General features: G+C 39.7%; 18 protein-coding genes and 1 tRNA gene. 18 read left to right on the top strand and 1 reads right to left on the bottom strand.

The annotated features are described in order from the left end of the window. Positions 1 to 69: 69 nt before the first annotated feature. Positions 70 to 933, top strand: a complete 864-nt coding sequence (gene fba, locus F0Q01_RS06860) for a class II fructose-1,6-bisphosphate aldolase (RefSeq protein ID WP_090153795.1) — start codon at positions 70 to 72, stop codon at positions 931 to 933. A 103-nt stretch (positions 934 to 1036) separates the two neighbouring features. Continuing rightward, positions 1037 to 3157 (top strand): glutamine synthetase III, encoded by a 2121-nt coding sequence (locus F0Q01_RS06855; protein ID WP_090487732.1) that lies wholly within the window; start codon positions 1037 to 1039, stop codon positions 3155 to 3157. Between the two features lie 415 nt (positions 3158 to 3572). Here the strand turns inward: F0Q01_RS06855 and F0Q01_RS06850 are convergent, their stop codons facing one another. Further along, positions 3573 to 6233 (bottom strand): transglycosylase domain-containing protein, encoded by a 2661-nt coding sequence (locus F0Q01_RS06850; protein WP_090487729.1) that lies wholly within the window; start codon positions 6231 to 6233, stop codon positions 3573 to 3575. Between the two features lie 83 nt (positions 6234 to 6316). On the opposite strand from F0Q01_RS06850, the gene F0Q01_RS06845 reads away from it, so the two are divergent. From F0Q01_RS06845 to F0Q01_RS06770, 16 genes are all read left to right on the top strand, one after another. Then, positions 6317 to 6970 (top strand): YigZ family protein, encoded by a 654-nt coding sequence (locus F0Q01_RS06845; protein WP_090487727.1) that lies wholly within the window; start codon positions 6317 to 6319, stop codon positions 6968 to 6970. A 98-nt stretch (positions 6971 to 7068) separates the two neighbouring features. Beyond that, positions 7069 to 7140, top strand: a tRNA-Gln gene (locus tag F0Q01_RS06840). 51 nt (positions 7141 to 7191) lie between these two features. Continuing rightward, a complete protein-coding gene (locus F0Q01_RS06835; RefSeq protein WP_090487724.1) occupies positions 7192 to 7893 on the top strand; it encodes an acyl-[acyl-carrier-protein] thioesterase in 702 nt (233 codons plus the stop codon). After that, positions 7893 to 8717 (top strand): S1 RNA-binding domain-containing protein, encoded by an 825-nt coding sequence (locus F0Q01_RS06830; protein ID WP_090153785.1) that lies wholly within the window; start codon positions 7893 to 7895, stop codon positions 8715 to 8717. Before F0Q01_RS06835 ends, F0Q01_RS06830 begins: the two co-directional genes overlap by 1 nt. A 70-nt stretch (positions 8718 to 8787) precedes the next feature. Then, positions 8788 to 9162, top strand: coding sequence for a RidA family protein (locus tag F0Q01_RS06825; protein WP_090153784.1), 375 nt, complete (start codon positions 8788 to 8790; stop codon positions 9160 to 9162). Between the two features lie 21 nt (positions 9163 to 9183). Further along, positions 9184 to 10098 (top strand): thioredoxin-disulfide reductase, encoded by a 915-nt coding sequence (gene trxB / locus F0Q01_RS06820; RefSeq protein ID WP_090487722.1) that lies wholly within the window; start codon positions 9184 to 9186, stop codon positions 10096 to 10098. Between the two features lie 152 nt (positions 10099 to 10250). Beyond that, complete coding sequence (locus F0Q01_RS06815; protein WP_090487719.1) at positions 10251 to 11480, top strand: C40 family peptidase; 1230 nt, start codon at positions 10251 to 10253, stop codon at positions 11478 to 11480. Between the two features lie 651 nt (positions 11481 to 12131). Next, positions 12132 to 13220 (top strand): PucR family transcriptional regulator, encoded by a 1089-nt coding sequence (locus F0Q01_RS06810; protein ID WP_090487713.1) that lies wholly within the window; start codon positions 12132 to 12134, stop codon positions 13218 to 13220. A 37-nt stretch (positions 13221 to 13257) separates the two neighbouring features. Beyond that, positions 13258 to 13938, top strand: coding sequence for a cell division ATP-binding protein FtsE (ftsE, locus tag F0Q01_RS06805; RefSeq protein WP_090153776.1), 681 nt, complete (start codon positions 13258 to 13260; stop codon positions 13936 to 13938). Further along, entirely contained in the window at positions 13928 to 14836 is a 909-nt protein-coding gene (gene ftsX / locus F0Q01_RS06800; protein ID WP_090153774.1) for a permease-like cell division protein FtsX, read from the top strand. Before ftsE ends, ftsX begins: the two co-directional genes overlap by 11 nt. A 95-nt stretch (positions 14837 to 14931) precedes the next feature. Further along, positions 14932 to 16212, top strand: a complete 1281-nt coding sequence (locus tag F0Q01_RS06795) for a S41 family peptidase (RefSeq protein WP_090487710.1) — start codon at positions 14932 to 14934, stop codon at positions 16210 to 16212. A 205-nt stretch (positions 16213 to 16417) separates the two neighbouring features. After that, positions 16418 to 17555, top strand: a protein-coding gene (prfB, locus tag F0Q01_RS06790) for a peptide chain release factor 2 (protein ID WP_143096641.1) whose coding sequence is annotated in 2 segments (ribosomal slippage) — positions 16418 to 16492 and positions 16494 to 17555 — 1137 coding nt in all. Because the reading frame shifts where the segments join, the coding sequence is not laid out codon by codon here. Positions 17556 to 17682: 127 nt separating this feature from the next. Beyond that, positions 17683 to 18126: an ACT domain-containing protein gene (locus F0Q01_RS06785; RefSeq protein WP_090153767.1), complete on the top strand. Its 444-nt coding sequence runs from the start codon at positions 17683 to 17685 to the stop codon at positions 18124 to 18126. A gap of 4 nt (positions 18127 to 18130) precedes the next feature. Further along, positions 18131 to 19327: a homoserine dehydrogenase gene (locus F0Q01_RS06780; protein ID WP_090153765.1), complete on the top strand. Its 1197-nt coding sequence runs from the start codon at positions 18131 to 18133 to the stop codon at positions 19325 to 19327. A 180-nt stretch (positions 19328 to 19507) separates the two neighbouring features. Further along, entirely contained in the window at positions 19508 to 20110 is a 603-nt protein-coding gene (thrH, locus tag F0Q01_RS06775) for a bifunctional phosphoserine phosphatase/homoserine phosphotransferase ThrH (protein WP_090153763.1), read from the top strand. Positions 20111 to 20478: 368 nt separating this feature from the next. Continuing rightward, positions 20479 to 21057, top strand: coding sequence for a glycerol-3-phosphate responsive antiterminator (locus F0Q01_RS06770; protein ID WP_090153761.1), 579 nt, complete (start codon positions 20479 to 20481; stop codon positions 21055 to 21057). Positions 21058 to 21088 lie beyond the last annotated feature (31 nt).

The raw sequence follows: 21088 nt of genomic DNA, 5'->3' as shown, positions 1-21088 counted from the left end.
ATCGTTATGTTAAAATTTGCGTTAGATGGGGTCAAATGACCCAAATAACGTTTTTATGGAGGAATAATTATGTTAGTTTCTGCAAAAGAAATGCTTGATAAGGCAAAAGCAGGCCACTATGCAGTTGGTCAGTTTAACATCAACAACCTTGAGTGGACAAAGGCCATTCTTCTTACAGCTCAGGAGCTCAATTCACCTGTAATCCTTGGTGTTTCTGAGGGCGCTGGTAAGTACATGACTGGCTTCAAGACAGTAGCTGCTATGGTTAAGGCTATGGATGAGGAGCTTGGTATTACAGTTCCTGTAGCACTTCACCTTGATCACGGTTCATACGAAGGATGCTACAAGTGCATTAAGGCTGGTTTCACATCAATCATGTTTGATGGTTCACACTATCCATTCGAGGAGAACCTTGCTAAGTCTACAGAGCTCGTTAACGTAGCTCACGGTCTTGGTCTTTCTATCGAGTGCGAAGTTGGTTCAATCGGTGGTGAGGAAGACGGCGTTGTAGGTATGGGCGAGTGTGCTGATCCTAACGAGTGCAAGACAATCGCTGACCTTGGCGTTGATATGCTTGCAGCTGGTATTGGTAACATCCACGGTAAGTACCCAGAGAATTGGCAGGGACTTTCATTTGAGACACTTGATGCTATCCAGCAGAAGACAGGTGCTATGCCACTCGTTCTTCACGGTGGTACAGGTATCCCTTCTGATATGATTAAGAAGGCTATCGAGCTTGGCGTTTCAAAGATCAACGTTAATACAGAGTGCCAGCTTTCATTTGCTGATGCTACACGTAAGTACATCGAGGCTGGTAAGGACCTTGAGGGTAAGGGCTTCGATCCACGTAAGCTTTTAGCTCCTGGTACAGATGCTATCAAGGCAACAGTTAAGGAAAAGATGGAGCTTTTCGGTTCAGTTGGAAAGGCTTAATTTATCATGATGTAATAGCTCTTACATGAGCTTTTAGAATAGACAATCGGTGCATTTTACTGATTGTCTATTTCTATATAATGTTTGAAAGGATTACAAATTAATGGAAGAATTTTTTAATGTGGCAGACATCTTTGGCGAGAATGTTTTTAACGATTCTGTTATGCAGGAGCGTCTCCCAAAGAAGACCTATCAGAAACTGAAGCAGACAATTTCTGAGGGTAAGGAGCTAGATTTAGAGACAGCAGATGTTATTGCTCACGAGATGAAAGAATGGGCAATTGAAAAGGGAGCAACTCATTATACTCACTGGTTCCAGCCACTTACTGGTATAACAGCTGAAAAGCATGATTCCTTCATTTCAGCCCCACTTCCTAGCGGCAAAGTTTTAATGAGCTTTTCTGGTAAGGAATTGATTAAGGGCGAGCCAGATGCATCTTCTTTCCCTTCAGGTGGCCTTAGAGCTACATTTGAGGCAAGAGGCTATACAGCTTGGGATCCTACTTCTCCTGCATTTGTTAGACAGGATGCAGCAGGTGCAACGCTTTGCATTCCTACAGCTTTCTGTTCATATACAGGCGAGGCTTTGGATCAGAAGACTCCACTTCTTCGTTCTATGGAAGTTGTTTCAGAGCAGGCTGTTAGATTGCTTAGATTATTTGGAAATACTACATCAAAACGAGTTATTCCTTCAGTCGGCGCAGAGCAGGAGTATTTCCTTATTGATCGTGAGATGTATCTTGCTAGAAAAGATTTGATGTATACAGGTCGTACTCTCTTTGGAGCTATGCCACCAAAGGGACAGGAAATGGATGATCATTATTTCGGTACAATTCCAGAGCGTATAGAGGCTTATATGCGCGATGTAAATATAGAGCTTTGGAAGCTTGGAGTATCATCAAAGACACAGCACAATGAGGTTGCACCAGCTCAGCACGAGCTTGCTCCTATTTATGCACAGTGCAATGTTGCAGTTGATCACAACCAGATTATTATGGAGACTCTTCGTAAGGTGGCTAATCGCCATGGACTTCAGTGTCTACTTCACGAGAAGCCATTTGATGGTGTCAATGGTTCTGGTAAGCATGACAACTGGTCACTTGTAACAGATGATGGTATCAATCTATTTGAGCCAGGTAAGTCACCACATGAGAATGTTCAGTTCTTACTTATTCTTTGCCTTGTACTTAAGGCAGTAGATAAGCATGCAGATCTTCTTAGAGAGTCTGCTTCAGATGTAGGAAATGATCACAGATTAGGTGGTAACGAAGCACCTCCAGCTATCATATCTGTATATCTTGGAGAGCAGCTTGAGGATGTATTGACTCAGCTTATCTCAACAGGTACAGCTACAAAATCTAAAAAGGGCGAAAAGCTTGCTACAGGTGTTAAGACTCTTCCTGATTTCAGAAAGGATGCAACAGATCGTAACCGTACATCACCATTTGCATTCACCGGAAACAAATTCGAGTTCAGAATGCCAGGATCTCAGGATTCAGTTGGTGAGCCTAATGTAGTTTTAAATACAATCATGGCAGAGGCACTTTGTGAGGCATGTGATGAGCTTGAAAAAGCTAAGGATTTCGACAGTGCAGTTCATGATATGATTAAGAAGCTTGCTACAGAGCACCAGCGCATCGTATTTAGCGGTAATGGATATGCAGACGAGTGGATTAAGGAAGCTAAGAAGAGAGGTCTTCCAAGCATTAATTCTCTTGTAGAGGCTATTCCAGCCCTTACAACAGAGGCTACAGTATCTATGTTTGAGAAGTTTAAAGTATTCTCTAAGGTAGAGCTTGAGTCACGTGCAGAGATTGAGTATGAGCAGTATATTAAGTCAATCAATATTGAGGCTCGTACAATGATAGATATGGCGTCAAAGCAGATTATTCCAGCTGTAATTAGCTATGCTACAGAGCTTGGACTTTCTATTGGCACTATTGCAGATGCATGTCCTGAAGCTGATGTAAGCACTCAGAAGGAGCTTCTTATCAAGGTATCTAATTACCTTCGTGAAGCTAAGGATGCACTTGTTAATCTCCGCGAGACTAATGAGAAGGCATACACAATGAAGGCTGATAGCTGCAAGAAGGCTAACTTCTATCACGATAAAGTTGTTAAGGCTATGGAAGAGCTTCGTGCTCCTGTAGATGCACTTGAGATGATTGTGGATAAGGAATCATGGCCAATGCCAAGCTACGGCGATATGATTTTTGAAGTTTAATTAATAATAACATTGGAAATCTGGAAATCCCCCTAGTTACACTCTCAAGCCTTTGATATTCCTTCCGGTCACTAATATGTGACCTGCAGGAACACAAAGAGCTTGATAGCTACTAGGGGGATTTATTATTGCTAGTTTTTAATTATAATACAAAAATCTATCCCCCTATTTACGAACTCTCAAGCCTTTGATATTACTTCCGGTCACTAACATGTGACCTGCAGGAACACAAAGAGCTTGATAGCTACTAGGGGGATTTATTTATGTTTAGCTTTTTATAATAATACAAAAAATCCCCTAGTTATACTCTCAAGCCTTTGATATTCCTTCCGGTCACTAACATGTGACCTGCAGGAACACAAAGAGCTTGATAGTTACTAGGGGTTTTTATTATAAAAATTATAAATCACCTAATTTATTGCGGCGGTGCACCTGGTACTCCTGGCACCACAGGTGCTACTGGAGGTGTTGGTGCGGCAGGTGCCGCAGGTGGCGCTGCAGGAACTACTTCTACTGTGCCTTCGCCTCCTGGATTGGCTGGAGCAATTGCTCCACCACCTCCGATTGCTCCGGAGTTAGGTAGCGGATATCCACCATGAATAGGGCAATACTGTCCAAATGTAGCGGCATCTAATCCATACTGTGCATCTGCAGAACCAGGTGCTGCACCTAGGATAAATACACCGGTGTAATATGGACATTCTGAATTAGCAAACATGTGAGTTGCGGTACATACATTTCCGGCGTAGTGATGATCACATGTTTCGGTAGGTTCTGTACCTTCTTCGAAGTACTCTGTGTAAACTTGAGAACCACGAGGGTCACAATCACATACACCAGGAATAGCAAGCTTACCAGATTTCTTACAAACTTGTTTGGTAACTATCCCGCTAGGCTTAGTGAAATCTTTGTACTCAAGATTCTCGTGAATTCGGCTCATTACTGCCTTCCAAATTACCTTAGAGTATGTTGTATAGCTCTGAGGGGTATTGTCATCAAATCCACCCCAGATAACTGCTGTATAGTAAGGTGTGAAACCGGCAAATACTGTATCTTTGTTTTTGGTTGTAGTACCTGATTTACCAGCTATAGCCATACCTTCAAAGTTGGCAGCTTTACCAGTACCGGTTGTCATAACATCTTCCATAGCGCTTGTAAGTAACCAAGAAGTAGTTTCTTTTAAAACACGCTTTGATTGATTCTCTCTGTTATCAAGAATTATATTTCCTTGATGATCAACTATAGTCGTATAGAAGATTGGTGAATTATACTCACCGCCATTTGCTATTGTTGCATAGGCTGTAGTTAAATCTAAGTTTGTAACACCCTTAGTGATACCACCAAGTGCAAGAGCAGCATTGTTATCTGTATCAGTCAGGGTAGTGATGCCAAGGTTCTGAGCATATTGATAACCAAGGCTTGTACCAATATCCTGCATAACCTCAACTGTAACTACGTTAATAGAATATGTAATAGCTGTACGAATATTGGTCCAGCCCAAGTATTCCTTATTGTAGTTGGAAAGCTTAGTACCATCAGCATATGTGGTAGGCATATCATTTTCAACAGATGCAAGTGTCATACCGCCTGCATCAAGTGCTGCAGCATAACATGCTACGACCTTGAATGTAGAACCAGGCTGTCTAGTAATGCCTGTTGCTCTGTTAAGAGTCTTGGCCGCTTTTTTATCTCCACGACCACCAACTAAAGCCACAACCTGACCAGTGGAATGATCAATAACTGTCATAGCTGCTTGAGGCTGTAATGTGTAGGTGACGGATTCAGCAAGAACTTCGTCACCATCTTCCATGATGGCGTCTTTATATGCTGCGATGGCTGCGTCTGCTTCTTCTTGAGAATCAAATTCCAAATCATAATTTTTGTCGCTTGCTTGGTAGTAAGAAAGCATTGTTATATCTGAATAGTTTGCAGTGGAACCATCGGCCTTTGTTATTGTAAGTCTATATGAGAAAGAAATTTTTTCTATATCATTGTAGTTTTCAGTGTTGTTTACTTCTTCCTCTACGATAGTCTGAATTGAACTGTCCTGTGTAGAATAAATAGAAAGTCCACCAGAATATAAAAGATTATAAGCTTCTGTTTCAGAATATCCTAACTTAGTCTGTAAATCATCGATGACTTGATCTGTTAAAGCATCAACGAAGTAAGAAGTAGAAGAAGTACCATAATCTGTATTAGCAACCTGAATCCTATCATATACATCATCTGCAATAGCTTCTTTGTATTGAGATTCGGTTATATAACCCTGTTTAAGCATATCGCCTAAGACTTTCTTACGACGCTTTGCATTGTCCTCGGGATGAGAAATAGGATTATATTTTGTAGGGTTCTGAGTGATACCTGCAATAACAGCACATTCTGAAAGGCTAAGGTCTGAAACTGACTTACCAAAATATCTTTGGGAAGCAGCTTCAACGCCAAGAGTATTCTGACCTAAGTTGATACTATTGAGATAGTTTTCAAGGATGGTATCCTTGCTGACTACCTTTTCTAGTTGAACTGCTAAATACTGTTCCTTGATCTTACGATTGATACTGTCGATAAAGGTATGCTCTGAAGTCCAAGTTGTAAAGTAGTTGTTTTTAAGCAACTGTTGGGTGATTGTACTAGCACCCTGTGAGAAATCAAAACCATTTGTAACACCGGTGTACGCTGCACGAATGATACCTTGAATATCTACACCATTGTGTTCTCTAAAACGTGAATCCTCGATAGCAATGAAAGCATTTTGAAGATTCTCTGGAATATTCTCTAGCTTCACATAAGTTCTGTTTGAACCGGTAGCTGCAAGAGTCTCGATTTCATGACCATCTGAATCGTAAACCTTACTTAAATAACCAGTAGGGGAAATATTAATCTCTGACACATCTTCAGGAAGTTCGGAGATGAGATTTTTTGCGTAGAGGTAAGCAAATATTCCACCAGCAACAAATACAGAGACAATGCATATCAATGATATACGAATGATGGCAAGCCCTGCACTGTGGCGTTTGCGTTTGCCTCGTCCTGCAAGCTGTGCGGATCGCTTAGCTGCATTTTCTTTTCCGTAATTCATAATAACCTCCAATTTAGACTTCATTATAGCAAACTCTTCATTTATAATAAAGAGAATCGGTATTTTAAAAGAATAGGACAGATATGGAAGAAAAAGAGTTTAAGATAGTATATGAAGCAGGCCAGGGTGAAATAGAAGAGAAGAAGTCTAGATTTATTGCTCACGTGGCACCTGTTACCTCTGAGGAGGAGGCTGTTTCATTTATTAATGGAAAGAAAAAGGAATACTGGGATGCCAGACACAATTGCTCTGCCTTTGTAATCGGTGACAACAATGAAATAACCCGATGCAACGACGATGGTGAGCCGGCCCAGACTGCAGGCAGACCAATGCTTGATGTACTTCTCAAGGAAAATGTTCATAACTGTGTAGTTGTGGTTACCAGATATTTTGGTGGAGTTTTGCTTGGAACTGGCGGATTGGTTCGCGCCTACCAGAAGTCTGTCCAGGAAGGACTTAAAAACGCAAGACTTATTGCGCCTAAAAAGGGAAGAGTCTGTCATATTACTACCGATTACAATGGTTATGGAAAATTAGAATACATTCTACGTGAAAAAGATTTTCCTATTTTAAATACAGATTTTGGTGCTGATGTAGTAATTAAATCTGTAATACCATCTGAATTTGTTGAGGAATTTACAAAAGCGGTAGCTGATAAAACCGCTGGAAGTGCCCTAATTTCCTGGGATGACGAGATTAAGTACGCCATTTTAGATGGGCAATTGATAAATTTTTAAAAAAGGTTTGAAAAAGTGCTTGCTATTTTAAAATCTATGCTTTATAATAGCATTCGTTGACGCCGATAAGACAGTCAGCCAGCTAATTTAAGCTATATTGGCCCATCGCCAAATGGTAAGGCAACGGACTCTGACTCCGTCATTTCAAGGTTCGAATCCTTGTGGGCCAGCTAAGACCTAAGCATAGCGCTTAGGTCTTTTTCTTTTATGGAGGTAACATAATGTATCAGTATAGTGACAGGATCAGCTACAGTGAGGTAGATGCTAATCTTAATCTTACATATTATAATTTGGTAAATTACATGCAGGATTGCAGCTGCTTCCATTCTGATGATGTGGGAGTTGGAGTTCATTATCTTGCACCACTTAATCTAGGCTGGTTCGTTACAACATATGAGATTCATATTAATCGTCTTCCTAAATATATGGAGCGTATCAAGATATCGACTTATCCATATCAGGTTCGCGGAATGATGGCGCGCCGTGTATATGTTATTGAATCAGAAGAAGATGGAGAACTTCTTATATATGCAGATTCTCTTTGGGTGCTGATGAATCTTGAGAGTCTTCACCCTGCAAGATTAAATGATAAAATTATAGAAGCTTATCCTCTTGATGATGCTAAGCCGGATTTTAAATTTGACAGAAGTAAGCTTCAGTACAGAGATGAGGGCGAGCTTGTTGGTAAGTTCAAAGTTAATGAAAATCACATCGATACTAATGGTCATATGAACAATTCCTTCTATATAGATGTGACCAGAAGATATCTTCCAAAAGAGGACTTTTCTCAGATTACAGTCAACTATAAAAAAGCAGCTCTGCTATTTGATGAGTTGGATGTATATTTGGTAGAATTAGAAAAGGGTTACCAGGTAGTTCTTAAAAAGGACGATGAAGTTTATACAATAGTGGAGTACAAATAATGAAGCTAGGAGAAATACAAAAGCTTAAGATAGAAAAAAAGGTAGAATTCGGAGTATACCTATCTGATGGTACAGATAGAGTCTTGCTTCCTAAAAAGCAGGTTCCAGAGAATTATAAAATTGGCGATGAGATATCTGCCTTCATATATAAGGATTCCAAGGACAGGCTTATTGCTACCACCAACACCCCAAAACTTACTTTAGGCCAGTACGGTCTGCTTACCGTTAGCCAGGTTAATAAAGTTGGTGCATTTATGGATTGGGGTCTTGAAAAGGATTTATTCTTACCATTTAAGGAAATGACTCGTCAGCCAAGTGAAGGTGATGAGATTTTAGTAAGAGTCTACATTGATAAAAGCGAGAGATTATGTGCCAGCATGAAGGGCATCTATGATATGCTTTCCAAGAAGCCACCTTATCAGGTGGGAGATGAGGTTGAGGCTAGAATTTATGAGTTCGGTCATGACTTCGGTACATTTGTTGCACTTGAGGATAAGTATTCTGCTATGATTCCTCGTCATGAGGATGTATCCAAATTTAGAATTGGAGATGTTCTTATGGTTAGAATCACAGGAATAAAAGAAGATGGCAAGTGTGACGTTACAATCAGAGACAAGGCATACGTTCAGATGGATGAGGATGCAGAGGCTCTTCTTGATTTGATTGATAGTTATGCAGGAGTATTACCTTTTACAGAAAAGGCATCTCCAGAAGTTATTAAGAGAGAGACAGGACTTTCAAAGGCTGCATTTAAGCGAGCCGTAGGACGTTTATATAAGGAACGTAAAATTTCTCTCGAAGGTGGTAAAATTCGCCGCATATAATATCAGATTAGTGATATACTATATATAATTTATGCTAGAAATGAGTTGAAAGACAAAAGGAGGAAATGTAATGAAAAACGTAATTGCAACAGACAAGGCACCAGCAGCTATCGGACCTTACTCACAGGCTATCGAGGTCAATGGAATGGTTTATACATCAGGTATTATTCCAGTAGATCCAGCTACAGGAGAGATTCCAGAGGGTGCAGCTGCACAGGCAGACAGAGTATTCAAGAGCATGACAGCTCTTTTAGAGTCAGCAGGTACATCTATGAAAAATGTTGTTAAGACTACAGTCTTCATCAAGAACATGGATGATTTCGCAGCTATTAATGAAGTATATGCTAAGTATTTCCCAGAGCCATTCCCAGCTCGTTCTTGCATTGAGGTGGCACGTATTCCTAAGGATGTTTTATTAGAGGCAGAGGCCATCGCTACAAAGTAATTTTTCGGAGAATAAAGTTTTATGGTTTATGATGTAATTGTAATAGGTGCAGGCCCAGCTGGGCTTACAGCTGGTATTTATGGCAAGCGTGCGGGGCTTGACATTCTTGTCTTAGATACCAGTTCTATTAGTGGGGGGCAAATTCTTAATACATACGAGATAGATAATTATCCAGCACTTCCCGGTGTATCAGGCACCCAGTTGGCAGAGAGCATGCGCAGCCATTGCGAAAAGCTTGGAGTTGAGTTCGCTAGAGGACGAGTTACTTCTATTAATGAGAAGGATGGCCTCAAGGAGCTCATTACTAAGAAGGCTACTTTTTTAGCAAAGGCTGTAATCATCGCTACAGGAGCTTCCAATACAAAGCTTGGTTGTCCTGGCGAAGAAGAATTTTCAGGTATGGGCGTTTCTTATTGTGCAACATGCGATGGAGCCTTCTTCAAGGACAAGACAGTGGCTGTAGTTGGTGGCGGAGATGTAGCTCTTGAGGATGCAGTTTACCTAGCCAGATTCTGCGAAAAGGTATATCTAATTCACAGGAGAGCTGAGTTTAGAGGCGCAGCTTCTTTGCAACAGCAGGTTCTTTCATCTGACAAAATTCAAATAATCTATGACACTACAGTTGAGGCAATCAATGGAACTGAGGCTGTGGAGTCAGCTACAATTAAAAACAAGAAGACAGGAGAGACTTCCACTCTTAAGGTGGATGGAGTGTTTATTGCGGTTGGTACTGCTCCAAACACAGCATCAATAGCAGGTCTGCCTGAGCTTGATGAGAGAGGTTATATCATAGCTGATGAGACTTGCGAGACAAATGTGCCAGGCATATTTGTTGCAGGGGACGTAAGAGCTAAGCAGCTTAAGCAGGTTATTACAGCTACAGCAGATGGAGCTAATGCCATTACATCTGCCCAGAGATATTTACAGGCTAAATAACTTACTAAAATATTACGAATATTACGGATTTTAAACTCCTAAAAAACATAAAACTTTTGAGGTAATTTACGGGTTGACAGAGGCAAATTTAGATTATATAATGTCAACACAGTCGTAACAAGTTTGTAATAAATTTGGAGGTTTTCTTACAAATGAATTTAAAATTGACAAAAGCTGTTAGCTATTCACTTGCAGCGTGTGTTTTAGCATCTAGCATAGCTCTTACATCAGATGCTGCTAGTGCTGTATCAGGCGTTAGTGCTTTGTCTAGTGTGACAGGTACATTAGAGGATTCTGATTACAGTGCATACGCTGGTGCACAGCTTACAGTTGACTATATGCTTGCTGATGCTACTGCTATTTCAGCAGAGTCACAGCTTGCCGCTAACGAGGCAGAGAAAGTTGCCTCAGCGGATGATCCTTATGCAAATATAGCAATTGCGCAGGTTGATAACTATGTATATATTCGAGAGTCAGCATCTCCTGATAGCGAATATGTTGGAAAGCTTTATAACAATTCAGCAGCTACAGTTTCAGAGACTGTTGAGGCAGCGGATGGTACATGGCTTAAGATCACATCTGGTGATGTTACAGGTTATGTTAAGAGCGAGTACGTAGTACAGAATGACGAGGAGCTTGCTAAGTCAGTTTCTAGACGTCTTGCTACATGTCATACTACTACTCTTTATGTTAGAGAAGAGGCTACTACAGATTCAGACGTTATTGATATGATTCCTGACGGCGATGATGTTACAGTTATCGATGAGTCTACAGCAGCAGATGGCTGGGTTAAGGTAACATGTAATGCTGGAGAGGGTTACGTTAGTTTAGATTATGTTTCTCTTTCAACAGACTTTACAGTAGCTGAGTCAAAGAATGCTGAGATTGCTCGTTTGGCTCGCGAGGAAGAGGAAAAGCAGAAGGCTAGAGAGGCAGCTGAGAAGGCTACAATTACTGCACAGGCAGTTCAGGCTAATGAATCATCATCTTCATCGTCATCATCTTCATCATCAGGAAAGACTTATGCAGCACCTTCAGGTAGCACTGGTGGTTCAGTAGTTTCTTATGGTGCACAGTTCGTTGGTAATCCATATGTATATGGTGGATCATCACTTACTAATGGTACAGACTGTTCAGGATTTGTTATGAGTGTATACTCAGCATTTGGTGTTAGTCTTCCTCATTCATCAAGTGCACTTCGTAGCGTTGGTTACGGTGTATCTTATGATGAGATGCAGCCAGGTGATATTGTATGTTACTCAGGTCATGTTGGTATCTATGCTGGTAATGGTCAGTTATTACATGCATCTACATACAGAACAGGTATCACATATTCAAATGTTAACTACAAGAATATCTTAGCTATTAGACGAATCTTCTAAAAATATAAATAATTTAGGGCACCGGAGTTTCGGTGTCCTTTGTTTTTGTAATATTCATCAAGTTACGAAAACGATTTATGTGTCTTGAAACAGGAATTTTGTAATATTGGATGATAAGAAACACTAATTGTCAGAATTTTAAATTTCAAAAAACTTGGCTTGATTTTAAAAATTGCACAAAAACAGAAGAAGTTAAAAATACATATAATATAGTATGTGGGGAGTCGGTAACAATTAATCAACAAATTGTCAAACAATCAAGGCTGAAAATCGGACTTGTAAACGAGTTATCCACTTTATCCACCGAAAACGATGAAAATTGTGAAAAGTTATCCACAATCCACATAAACGAATGTTTTGTCTTAATTTTACAAAAGTTGGCATTTTGTAGTAAAAGATTGACAAAATAGAGAAAGGCTTTTTATCAGAAAAAAGCTGACGTTTTCTGAAAACAGAGAGAATTGTATCAATATTTACAAATGATATTTGGGCAAAATGGATACTAGTTGTAAATTTGCATAACAAAATCCCAGTTTCCTATTTTATTTTTTGGTTATTTATATTAGAATGGGCATAGGTTATGTGAAATAGTATGCAAAATTAGGATTTAGCATTGTTTATATTGCATATATTACATAGGAGGTATTCGATATGATTTCGAATCAGATTATGCAAAATACAATAGAGGGCTTGCATCAGCTCACAAAAGTTGATTTGGCTGTAATGGATTCCGAGGGTACTGTATGTGCCAGCACATTTATGGATACTGCTGGATATACAGATGCTGTTTCGGTATTTGCTTCTTCTGAGGCAGATAGTCAAGTCGCACTTGGATGTCACTTTTTTAAGGTGTTTGATGATCAGCAGCTTGAATTTGTGATTTTAGCCCAGGGTGATGATGAGCAGGCTTCTACTATTGGAAAGATTGCTGCTTTCCAAATTCAGGAATTGATGATTGCCTATAAGGAGAGATTTGATAAGGACAACTTCATTAAGAACTTGCTCCTTGATAACTTACTTCTTGTAGATATCTACAATCGTTCTAAAAAGCTTCATGTAGACATAAATGCACGTCGTGTAGTTATGATTGTTGAGGTAGGCCCTGATAAGGACGGAGATGAGCTTGATAGAGTTCGCTCCGTGTTTGGTGGCAAGACAAGAGATTTTGTTACTGCTGTAGATGAGCACAATATCATAGTAGTAAAGGAACTTGGAGAGAATGACACATACGCAGACATTGATAAGATTGCTGCGGTTATTATCGATGCGTTCCATGACAAGAATTCTAAAGACATTAGAGTTTCCTATGGTACAGTTGTAGGAGAGATTAAGGAAGTTTCTCGTTCATATAAGGAAGCATCTATGGCTATGGATGTTGGCAAGATTTTCTTTGCTGACAAGCGAATCATTGCATACTCAGCTCTTGGAATTGGCCGTCTCATATACCAGCTTCCAATTCCACTTTGCAAGATGTTCATATCAGAGATTTTTGAAAATAAGTCTCCAGACGATTTCGATGAAGAGACTTTGACTACAATCAGCAAATTCTTCGAGAATAGCTTAAATGTTTCTGAGACATCTAGACAGCTTTATATCCATCGTAATACTCTTGTTTATCGTTTGGATAAGCTTGAAAAGAGCACAGGTCTCGACTTGCGTATTTTCGAGGATGCAATCACATTTAAGATTGCGCTTATGGTAGTAAAATACATGAAGTACATGGAAGATGAAAAATTCTAGCACTTCATATTAGGTAATAAAGAAAGAGGTACTTACATTGATACGATTAGATCACGTTAGCAAGTCCTATGAGGTTGGTAAGCCAGCCTTAGAGGATGTGACTATACACATTGATCCAGGCGAGTTTGTTTTCGTCGTTGGTGATTCAGGATCTGGTAAGTCTACACTTATTAGACTTCTCCTTAAGGAATTGGAGCCAACAAAAGGCAAGATTTACATTAACGGTCAGGACCTTAAAAAGGTTACACACAAAAAGATTCCAATGTACCGTAGAAATGTTGGCGTTGTATTCCAGAACTTTAGACTTCTTCCAGATAGAAATGTATATGAAAATATAGCATTTGCTATGAAGGTTGTTGAGTCATCAAATCGTGAGATTAAAAAGAGAGTTCCTACAATGCTTTCTCTTGTAGGACTTGCAGCAAAATATAAGTCAAGACCTAGCCAGTTATCTGGTGGTGAGCAGCAGCGTGTTGCTATTGCTAGAGCTTTAGTAAATGAGCCTAAAATCATTCTTGCTGACGAGCCTACAGGTAATCTTGACAGCGATAACACATGGGAAATCATGCGATTGTTAGAAGAGATTAATCGCAGAGGCACAACAGTTGTTGTGGTTACCCATAACATGGAAATAGTTAGAGCTATGAATAAACGAGTTATCACCATTAAAAAAGGCGTGGTAGTAAGTGACGTTGGAGGTGATGACTATGAAGATTAGCACTCACTTATATAACATTGGCCAGGGTATTAAAAATATTTGGAGAAACAAGCTTTTCTCATTGGCATCTATAGCGACTATGACAGCTTGTATTTTCCTTTTTGGTATATTCTATTCACTTGGCACCAACTTCCAGACTATGCTTAAGGAAGCTGAGGAAGGCGTTGCAGTAACTTGTTTCTTTGACAAGGGTATTACTCAGGAGCGTATTGATGAAATAGGTTCAGAGATTAAAAAACGCCCAGAAGTAGCTTCTTACAATTTCGTTTCAGCTGAAGATGCTTGGGAGAATTACAAAGAAGTTTATTTTGAGGGACACCCAGAGGCAGCTGAGAGTTTTAGAGAGGATAATCCTCTTGCAGATTCTGCTAACTATGAGATATATCTCAGTGACGTTTCTATGCAGTCTACTCTTGTATCTTATCTCGAAGGACTTGAAGGCGTCAGAAAAGTAAACAAATCTGAGGTAGCAGCTAAGACACTTACGGATATCAACAGTGCGATTACGATAGTTTCAATGGCAATTGTCATTATTCTGTTATTCGTATCTGTATTCTTGATTAGTAATACAGTTATGGTTGGTATTTCTGTCCGTAGAGAAGAAATTGCCATTATGAAGTTGATAGGAGCCAAGGATGCATTCGTCAGAGCTCCATTCGTAGTAGAGGGTATTGCAATTGGTCTGATAGGTTCTATCATTCCTCTTGTATTATTGTTCTTTATATATGAAAAGGTAGTTGCTTATGCAGCAAGCGAGTTTAATTTCTTAAGTAGCATGGTTTCTTTCATACCAGTAAAGACAATATTTAACACTCTTGTACCGATATCATTAATACTTGGTGTGGGAATCGGTTGGGTAGGTTCTAGACTGACCTTGCATAAACATCTTAGAGTTTAGTATAATAATGAAATCTGGGGAGTGCCTTGGCAGACGCCGAGGCACTTTTAGTATATGGTTAGCAACTAGTTTTATTTTGAACAGAGGGAATAGTAATGAATGAAGAATTTGAAGAAGTAAACACAAGTCTTAACACAGAGGCGAGTTCTGGGGAAGTCGAAAATCTAAACCCTGTAGAGGAGAATCCTCAGGGTGAAAAGAAAGTGCATAAGAGTTTAGCAATAGCGCTATACGTATTTATAGGAATAATTGTTGGCACTAGCATTACCATGGCTATAAGCAAAAGCTATATAGATACACAGAATGCTAAAATCATGCAAAATGCCGATTCTAAACTGTCATATTTAGAGAACTTGATAGATGCTTATTATTATAATGATGTGGATCAAGAGACACTTCAAAATGGAGCATATCATGGAGTATTTGAAAGTCTTGAGGATCCATATTCTCAGTATTTTACACCAGAAGAATATGAAGAATATAGTAGCGTAGTCAATGGCAATTTTGGTGGAATTGGCGCAGGTCTTCAGAAGGATGCAGACACAGGAGAGGTAGTAGTTACAAAGGTATATGCTGATTCTCCAGCTGAAAAGGGAGGCGTCAAAGAAGGAGATATTATTGTTTCTGCTGATGGCCATAAGGGTGTCAACTATTCACTTGAGGATTATGTATCTAAATATCTTCGCGGCGATGAAGGCACAGAAGTGACTATTGTTATTGATAGAGACGGCGAAGAAATAGAGATTACATTAGTTAGAGATATTATTGAGGTTGAGACAGTTTCCTATAAGATGCTGGATGACAATATCGGTTATATCCAGATTTCTCAATTTACAGGAAGCACAGATAAGGAATTTGAAAAAGCATTTGAGGATTTACAGGCTCAGGGCATGACATCTGTTATCTATGATTTGAGAAACAATGGTGGCGGTATAGTTGATACAGCTACTAATATATTAGATTATCTTTTGCCAAAGGGTACTGTAATGTACACAATGGACAAGGCGGGCAATCGCAGAGATTACAATTCAGATGCTAGCCACAAAGAGATTCCTACAGTAGTACTAGTTAATGGAAATACAGCATCTTCTGCTGAGATTTTTACAGGAGCTATACGTGATTTTAAGTATGGCACTATTATTGGCACACAGACCTATGGTAAGGGTATTGTTCAGACAAGTTTTCAATTACAGGATGGTTCAGCTATTAAGCTTACTACTAATAAGTACTACACTCCAAGTGGAGAGTGTATCCACGGCCAGGGCATCACACCGGACGTTGTCATAGAATATGAATTCTTAGGTGGCGAGGATGATGAATATGCTGTAGAGTTTGATAATCAGCTTCAGAAGGCCTTAGAAGTATTGCGCCAGTAGTACAAGTGGCAGAGCAAGTTATAGCAAGAAATAGTGGTGGATAATAGTTTTATCAGTAATAGCTATTTTAAAATAGCCTGTAGCTATCAATCTCTTACTGTTGCTTAGCGAGACGTGTTAGTCGAGTGATGCAATAGTAAGGATTGAGAGCGTAACAGGCGGGTGTAAAAAGCGTAACAAGCGAGAATTGAAAAGAGGTGATTTCGTGATAGAACTTGATCAGTTCAAACAGCGACTTGCGTCGCACAAAAATTCTATGACGGAAGTGAGGGATTCACTTTGACGTCGCAGCTAAGAAGGCTCGTATAGAAGAGCTTGAGCGCGAGATGGAAGCTCCTGATTTTTGGGCAGATGCGCAAGTGTCTACCAATAAAATGAAAGAGCTTAAGTCCATGAAGGATGATGTTCTAATCATCGATAAGCTTGAGGACTTATATAAGGAAATAGAAGATTACATCGAACTTGGAAATGAAGAGGAGGACCAGGAGATAGTTGATACTGTTGGCCTTCTTATAGAAGAGTTTGAAAGTGACTTAGAGACTCTTAGAATGAAGACTCTTTTATCGGGAGAGTATGATAGTGACAGCGCTATTGTGACACTTCATTCTGGAGCAGGTGGCGTTGAGGCATGTGATTGGGTGCAGATGCTTTATCGTATGTATTCTCGTTGGGCTTCTGATGCTGGATTTTCCGTTGAGGAGCTTGATTACCAGGAGGGAGATGAGGCTGGTATCAAATCAGTCACATTTCAGGTTAATGGAGAAAATGCATACGGCTACCTTAAATCAGAAAAGGGAATTCACAGACTTGTTAGAATTTCTCCATTTAATGCACAGGGTAAGAGACAGACTTCATTTGCATCATGCGATGTTATGCCTGACATAGAAGAGGATGTGGATGTTGAAATCAAAGAAGAGGATATCCGTATTGATACATATCGCTCATCAGGTGCTGGTGGCCAGCATATTAACAAGACCAGCTCGGCTATACGTATCACACATTTCCCTACAGGAATAGTTGTTACTTGCCAAAATGAGCGTAGTCAGTTCCAAAACAAGGATAAGGCAATGCAGATGTTAAAGACTAAGCTCCTTCTTTTGAAACAGGAGGAGAATGCAGCCAAGGCTAGTGGAATCAGAGGCGAAGTCTCAGATATAGGATGGGGAAATCAAATACGTTCATACGTATTACAGCCATACACTATGGTCAAGGATCTTCGTACAGGCGAGGAGTCAGGCAATGCAGATGCAGTATTAGATGGCAAGCTTACACCATTTATGAATGCCTATCTCAAGTGGCTTTCTCTTGGTTGTCCAGACCGTGGAGCTACTGCTGAGGACTAAAAAACGAAAAAGCCTAATTTTACTAGGCAATAATTTAATATAGTACTTGAAATTAGGTAGTGTTTAATGTTATTATCTTCTGAGCGTGTACAAATGTTTTTGTGCTAAAGACACTTATGGAGGATATATGGCAGAGAAGACTACCTATTTTGTTTTAAAAGAAAAGGCGGTTCCTGAGGTTTTGCTTAAGGTGGTAGCTGCGAAGAAGCTTATTGAAACTGGCAAGTGTGATTCAGTTCAAGAAGCTACAGAACAGGTTGGAATTAGTCGTAGCTCTTTTTATAAGTATAAGGATGACATTTTTCCATTCCACGAGGATGCAAAAGGGAAAACCGTTAATATGGTCATCCAATTAGAGGATGAGCCTGGAATTCTTTCCAAGGTACTTGAGGAGATGGCTCATTTTCATGTGAATATTTTGACAGTACACCAAAGTATTCCAGTCAACGGATTCGCTACAGTTACTATTTCAGTAGATGTTCTTGAGGATTCAGGAGATTTCTCCGAATTAGTTAATTCTATCGAAAATGTTGGCGGTGTTAACTACGTAAAGATTTTAGCAAGGGAGTGACAACATGAAAGCAGCAATTATGGGATACGGAACAATTGGTTCCGGTGTAGCAAAAGTTCTTGATACAAACAGAGATATTATCAAGGCTAGATTAGGTGAGGAACTTGAGCTTAAATATATCTTGGATTTGAGAGATTTTCCTGGTGACCCTCACGAGGATTGCTTCGTCAAGGATTACAAGAAGATTGCACAAGATGAAGAGGTACAGATTGTCGTTGAAACTATGGGTGGTGTGGAGCCTGCCTTCACATTTGTTAAGGAAATGCTTGAGGCTGGAAAGTCTGTCACTACTTCAAATAAAGCCCTAGTAGCGGACAAGGGCGCAGAGCTTATGGAAATCGCTGACAAGCACGGTGTTAACTTCGTGTTCGAGGCAGCAGTCGGCGGTGGTATTCCTATTATCCGTACACTTACTGCATGTCTTACAGGTGATGTTATCGAGGAAATCGATGCAATTTGCAACGGTACTACTAACTACATGCTTACAAATATGGAGCAGTTTGGCAGTGATTACAATGAAATCCTTGCTGAGGCACAGGCTCTTGGTTATGCAGAGAAGGACCCAACAGCTGACGTTGAGGGTCATGATAGCTGCCGTAAGATTGCAATTCTTACATCACTTATTTCTGGAAAGACAGTTGATTTCAATGATATTCCAACAGAGGGTATCAGCAAGATTTCTTCTACAGATTTTAAATATGCTAAGGAAATGGGCTGCAGCATCAAGCTTGTTGCTCGTAGCGTTAAGGAGGGAGACACATATTCATGCCGTGTAGCTCCATTTATGATTAAGCCAGAGCAGATGCTTTACCATGTAGCAGGTGTTATGAATGCTGTTTCTGTAAAGGGAAATATGCTTGGTGAGTCTATGTACTATGGTGCAGGCGCAGGTGCTCTTCCTACAGCATCAGCAGTAGTTGGTGATATGGTATTCCTTGCTAGAAATACAAATAGACAGGTTAAGATTGGCTGGGAGGCTGAAAAGCTTACACTTGCTAATCCATTAGAGCAGAGATATCGTTTCTTTGTTAGAACTTCAGCTTTACAGTCTAATATCGAAAATGAATTTGGCAATGTTGAGTACGCAAGCCTTGATTTAGACAATGAGACAGGTTTTGTTACAGCAGAGATGTCTGAGGCAGAGTTCGAGGAGCGTGCAGCAGCACTTGGTGGCATCATTTCAGTGATTCGTTTCTACTAAAATTTGTGGTAGATAAATCTAATGTAATGCTGTAAATTGAAAACTTAATGTAACTATGTTGTTAAAATGAGCCAGCAGCTATCAAGCTCTAAGGTCTCTCAAGTGAAATATGTAGTTGAGCTAAGAGACTCTAAGGCTTGTAGCCGTAACTGGCGTACTAATAGAAATTGGAGAATTGTTATGTATATTACTTGCTTAGATTTAGAAGGTGTTTTGGTTCCAGAGATTTGGATTGCTTTTGCAGAGGCTACAGGTATTCCTGAGCTCAAGAAGACAACAAGAGATGAGCCAGATTATGACAAGCTTATGAAATATCGTATTGATATTTTAAAAGAGCATGGCTTAGGTCTTAAGGAGATTCAGGAGACTATCGCTGGTATCGATCCACTTCCAGGAGCTAAGGAGTTCTTAGATAAGCTTAGAGCATTTGGACAGACAATTATTATCAGTGATACTTTCTCACAGTTTGCAGGACCTTTAATGGAAAAGCTTGGCATGCCTACAATTTTCTGCAATGAGCTTATTGTTGGAGACAATGGTGAGATTACAGGATATAAGATGAGATGCGACAAGAGCAAGCTCACTACAGTTAAGGCTCTTCAGTCTTGCGGTTTTGAAACAATCGCCAGCGGTGATAGCTTTAATGATTTAGCTATGATTCAGGCATCAAAGGCAGGCTTCCTTTTCAGAACTACTGAGGCTATTAAAAATGACTATCCACAGTATCCTGCTTTTGAAGAGTACGACGACTTATATAACGCTATTGTGGCAGTACAGCAGTAATTAATAATCAAAGCAAGTTTTATTATCAAAACTTGCTTTTTTTATGTCCAAATTTAATAAAAATTGCGGTTAAAAGGACAGACTGTCCAATAAATAAAGTCCGGGAACCGTCTTAATTAGTGCAAAGTTGACAGATTGTTAATAATAAGACAATGACAATATTAGTCAATTGTGCATACATAAGCTAAATTATGTGAAAAATTTATGTTGATATTTACCTATAACTGCGTTATGATTTAATCAGATAAGTTAATAAATGCCCGTGAGAGATGAGAATGTGGCTGTGACAAGAGATGAGCTCTTGCTCCTTTAGGCATGTTCTTTTTTTGTGCCTAAACTTAGGCAAAGGTGCTAGGGAGGAGTATAAAATGCATAGAGAATTCATCGAAAAGCTGGAGGTTAATCCAGTTATCGCAGCCATAAAAGACGACGAAGGTTTGGCTCATGCTTTAGAGACGGATTGCGAGATAATCTTCATATTATACGGAGATGTTTGTACGATTCCGGATATTGTACAAAAAATAAAATCAGTCGATAAGGTAGCTATGGTGCACCTGGATTTGATTACAGGCCTCAATAACACCAAAGAAATCTCAGTCGACTTTATTAAAAATAATACTGAGGCAGACGGTATTATCACCACCAAAGGAAATCTCATTGGACGGGCGAAGGAGTTAGGCTTATATACGGTGCTTAGATATTTTGTAATTGATAGTATGGCTCTTGTGAACATTGAGAAGCAAGACCGTCATGGAATATCTACACCGGACGTCATCGAGATTCTTCCTGGCATAGTCTTACCTAAGATTATCCAGAGGGTGAACAGAGCTAGTAGAGTTCCTGTCTTAGCGGGGGGCCTTATTAGTGACAGAGATGATGTTATGAATGCACTTAATAATGGGGTGCTGGCAGTATCGACTACTAATGAAGAGGTCTGGCAGCTATAAGTGTTAAAAGCCTTCTCCGAAACTAGCCAAT

It is taken from the genome of Pseudobutyrivibrio xylanivorans, from assembly GCF_010906925.1.
Taxonomy (GTDB): domain Bacteria; phylum Bacillota; class Clostridia; order Lachnospirales; family Lachnospiraceae; genus Pseudobutyrivibrio.
This window is presented reverse-complemented; position numbering and strand designations above follow the sequence as displayed.

Excerpts from the sequence above, each read along its gene's own strand:
- fba (WP_090153795.1), top strand. The coding sequence starts at position 70 with ATGTTAGTTTCTGCAAAAGAAATGCTTGATAAGGCAAAAGCAGGCCAC.
- F0Q01_RS06855 (WP_090487732.1), top strand. The coding sequence starts at position 1,037 with ATGGAAGAATTTTTTAATGTGGCAGACATCTTTGGCGAGAATGTTTTT.
- F0Q01_RS06850 (WP_090487729.1), bottom strand. The coding sequence starts at position 6,233 with ATGAATTACGGAAAAGAAAATGCAGCTAAGCGATCCGCACAGCTTGCA.
- F0Q01_RS06845 (WP_090487727.1), top strand. The coding sequence starts at position 6,317 with ATGGAAGAAAAAGAGTTTAAGATAGTATATGAAGCAGGCCAGGGTGAA.
- F0Q01_RS06835 (WP_090487724.1), top strand. The coding sequence starts at position 7,192 with ATGTATCAGTATAGTGACAGGATCAGCTACAGTGAGGTAGATGCTAAT.
- F0Q01_RS06830 (WP_090153785.1), top strand. The coding sequence starts at position 7,893 with ATGAAGCTAGGAGAAATACAAAAGCTTAAGATAGAAAAAAAGGTAGAA.
- F0Q01_RS06825 (WP_090153784.1), top strand. The coding sequence starts at position 8,788 with ATGAAAAACGTAATTGCAACAGACAAGGCACCAGCAGCTATCGGACCT.
- trxB (WP_090487722.1), top strand. The coding sequence starts at position 9,184 with ATGGTTTATGATGTAATTGTAATAGGTGCAGGCCCAGCTGGGCTTACA.
- F0Q01_RS06815 (WP_090487719.1), top strand. The coding sequence starts at position 10,251 with ATGAATTTAAAATTGACAAAAGCTGTTAGCTATTCACTTGCAGCGTGT.
- F0Q01_RS06810 (WP_090487713.1), top strand. The coding sequence starts at position 12,132 with ATGATTTCGAATCAGATTATGCAAAATACAATAGAGGGCTTGCATCAG.
- ftsX (WP_090153774.1), top strand. The coding sequence starts at position 13,928 with ATGAAGATTAGCACTCACTTATATAACATTGGCCAGGGTATTAAAAAT.
- F0Q01_RS06795 (WP_090487710.1), top strand. The coding sequence starts at position 14,932 with ATGAATGAAGAATTTGAAGAAGTAAACACAAGTCTTAACACAGAGGCG.
- F0Q01_RS06785 (WP_090153767.1), top strand. The coding sequence starts at position 17,683 with ATGGCAGAGAAGACTACCTATTTTGTTTTAAAAGAAAAGGCGGTTCCT.
- F0Q01_RS06780 (WP_090153765.1), top strand. The coding sequence starts at position 18,131 with ATGAAAGCAGCAATTATGGGATACGGAACAATTGGTTCCGGTGTAGCA.
- thrH (WP_090153763.1), top strand. The coding sequence starts at position 19,508 with ATGTATATTACTTGCTTAGATTTAGAAGGTGTTTTGGTTCCAGAGATT.
- F0Q01_RS06770 (WP_090153761.1), top strand. The coding sequence starts at position 20,479 with ATGCATAGAGAATTCATCGAAAAGCTGGAGGTTAATCCAGTTATCGCA.